Source organism: Thiocystis minor (genome assembly GCF_016653465.1).
Taxonomy (GTDB): domain Bacteria; phylum Pseudomonadota; class Gammaproteobacteria; order Chromatiales; family Chromatiaceae; genus Chromatium; species Chromatium minus.
This window is the reverse complement of sequence record NZ_NHSQ01000027.1, coordinates 1-2,579: the sequence shown is the minus strand read 5'-3', so window position 1 is coordinate 2,579 and position 2,579 is coordinate 1. Positions and strand designations below refer to the sequence as shown.

General features: G+C 67.2%; 3 protein-coding genes and 1 pseudogene. All 4 read left to right on the top strand.

The features are described 5' to 3' along the window. Nucleotides 1-245 (top strand): annotated as a pseudogene (locus CCR95_RS01625) (MobH family relaxase); the annotation flags it as partial. Continuing rightward, nucleotides 235-2,067, top strand: coding sequence for a conjugative transfer system coupling protein TraD (gene traD, locus CCR95_RS01620; protein ID WP_476718516.1), 1,833 nt, complete (start codon nucleotides 235-237; stop codon nucleotides 2,065-2,067). The pseudogene CCR95_RS01625 and the gene traD, both read left to right, overlap by 11 nt. After that, entirely contained in the window at nucleotides 2,064-2,276 is a 213-nt protein-coding gene (locus CCR95_RS01615) for a hypothetical protein (RefSeq protein WP_201091279.1), read from the top strand. Before traD ends, CCR95_RS01615 begins: the two co-directional genes overlap by 4 nt. Next, nucleotides 2,273-2,579, top strand: a 307-nt coding sequence (locus CCR95_RS01610) for a hypothetical protein (RefSeq protein ID WP_420825641.1), incomplete at its 3' end; no start/stop codon positions are given. The genes CCR95_RS01615 and CCR95_RS01610, both read left to right, overlap by 4 nt.

Here is a 2,579-nt window from a genome sequence, read left to right as displayed (position 1 = left end):
TCAGCGGACCCTTGGCCGACACCACGGCGAGCGCCTACGCGCGTGCCATCCGCGAACGTCTGCTGGCGCACGATGTCACCCTCGGTCCCCTCGAACCGCGCGGTCAAACGCTGTCCGTCGCCCTGAAAGGACCGATTCTCGACGGGGCCAAACGGGTCGGGATCACGGACACCGCCTTGAATCGCGCCTTGGCGAACCTGCCCGGTGCCCAAGTGATCGAGGGGGTGTTGACCCTTGGCCTATAACCCGCCCTGGCGTCCCAATTTCGAGATGGCTGCCCTGGTCGGTTGGCTGCTGCTTGGGTTGGTCGCTGCCGCACTGCATCGGTGGTGGCCGCTGCACCAGGCCCCCTTCCAAGTGCTGGCGGCGCTGTCGATCCCGCTCGGGCTGCGCTGGCTGGCGCCCGCGTTACGTCACGGGCATCGTCAGGCCAAACTCGCCGGCGCGGCCCTCAGTTTTCTGACGCTCACGCAGCTGCGCGACCAGTGTCGCCGCCATCGCGACGACCTTTGGTTCGGCTGGGGCTTCGACTGGAACAGCGAACATGCCCAACTGTCGCTGGATCTGATCCGCGCCGGACCGGAGCGGTTCGTGCCGGTGCAATCGCAGTTGGGCGCGCACTGGCTGCACGGACTGGCGGCGCGCGAAACCCCGGTCTGGCTGCCGGTCGAGCACAGCGCCGGGCACATCCTGATCGTCGGCACCACCGGCGCGGGCAAGACCCGCCTGCTCGATCTGCTGGTCACCCAGGCGGTGTTGCGCGGCGAGGCGGTGGTCATCATCGACCCCAAGGGCGATCAGGATCTCCAGGAATCGGCGCGGCGGGCGTGTGCGCAAAGCGGTCAGCCGGAGCGCTTCGTGAGCTTCCATCCGGCGTTCCCGGATCGCAGTCACCGCATCGATCCCCTCTACAGTTTCAACCGCGCGACCGAAATCGCCAGTCGCATCGCCGCCATCATGCCCAGCGTCAGCGGCAACGATCCGTTCAAGAGCTTCTCGCAGATGGCGCTCTCGCATGTCATCGGCGGGGTGCTGGCCGCCGGCGAACGCCCGAATCTGATGAACCTGCGCCGCTATCTGGAAGGCGGCGTCGATCCCCTGGTGGTGCGGGTCCTGACGCGCTATTTCGACGAGCACGCCCCCGGCTGGGAAGGCCAGGCCGCGCGCTTCCTCGGCAAGGCGCAGGACACCCCGGCGCGCGCCGCCGGTCTGGTCCGGCTGTATCGGGAAACCGTGCGCGGCGAACATCCCTCGACCGTCATCGACGGCCTGGTGTCGCTGTTCGCGCATGACAAGGTGCATTTCGCCAAGATGGTCGCGAGCCTGTTTCCGATTCTGAACATGCTCACCGCCGGCTCGCTCGGTCCGCTGCTCTCCCCCGACAGCGCCGATGCCCAGGATGCGCGCCCGATCACCGCCATGGCGAGCCTGGTGGAACGCGCCCAGGTCGCCTACATCGGCCTGGACTCGCTCTCCGACGGCCTGGTGGGTGCGGCGATCGGCTCGATCCTGATCGCCGATCTGGCCGCCGTCGCCGGGGATCGCTACAACTACGGGGTCAACCATCGTCCGGTCAACGTCTTCATCGACGAAGCCTCCGAAGTCGTCAATGACCCGATGATCCAGTTGCTCAACAAAGGGCGCGGGGCCGGGCTGCGCCTGACCATCGCGACCCAGACCTTCGCCGACTTTGCCGCGCGCACCGGCAGCGAGGCCAAGGCGCGTCAGGTGTTGAGCAACCTCAACACCCTGATCGCGCTGCGCGTGCTCGACGCCGAGACCCAGGAGTACGTCACCGCCAGTCTCCCCAAGGTCCGCCTCAAAACCATCACCCGCACCCAGGGCACCTCGACGCAACAGGATCTGCTGTCGCATTCGGCCAATGTCGGCGAGCAACTCAAGGAAGAAATCGGCGACCTGTTTCAGCCCGCCCTGCTCGGGATGTTACCCAATCTGCATTACATCGCCCGCCTCGCGGGCGGGCGCATCGTCAAGGGCCGCCTGCCGATTCTCGGGACGCCGAAGCCGACGTTGCCGCCATTGATCCCCATGGAGTTAAAACGATGACGCGACCGCAAACGACACGCGATCCGGGCGGTTCGCCCCCGACCCCTCGCCGCTGGATCGTCACGCCCCACGACGGCGCGGCCGAGGCGTTGAGCGTCAGTGGCTGTCCGCCTCGCACCGAGGCGCCGATGGCCATCGATGATCCGGAGCAGCGGCACGCGCACGCGCGCGCCCTGGGGATCGCTAGCGCCGAGGAACCCGCCCAATGACCGAGTCGCGTCCGTCCAGCGGTTCCAACGGCGGCGGTTCGCCAATGCTGATGATCGTCAGTCTCGCGCTGTTGCTCCTGATCGCCATGGCCGCGTTCCTCCCGTCCGCCTGGCTGCAACTGGTCCAGGGTCTCGAACGCCAGTGGTATCGCAACAGTCTCGGGGAGATCACGGCCACGGCGATTCTCGATCAGGCCGATCGCTGGTTTCGCGAAGAAGCGCAGGACAGCGGCGAGGTCGCGGCCAGTTACGTCGCCATCGGCCAGGCGGGGGAATCCTCCTTGTTCGAGGGCATCAGTCCGC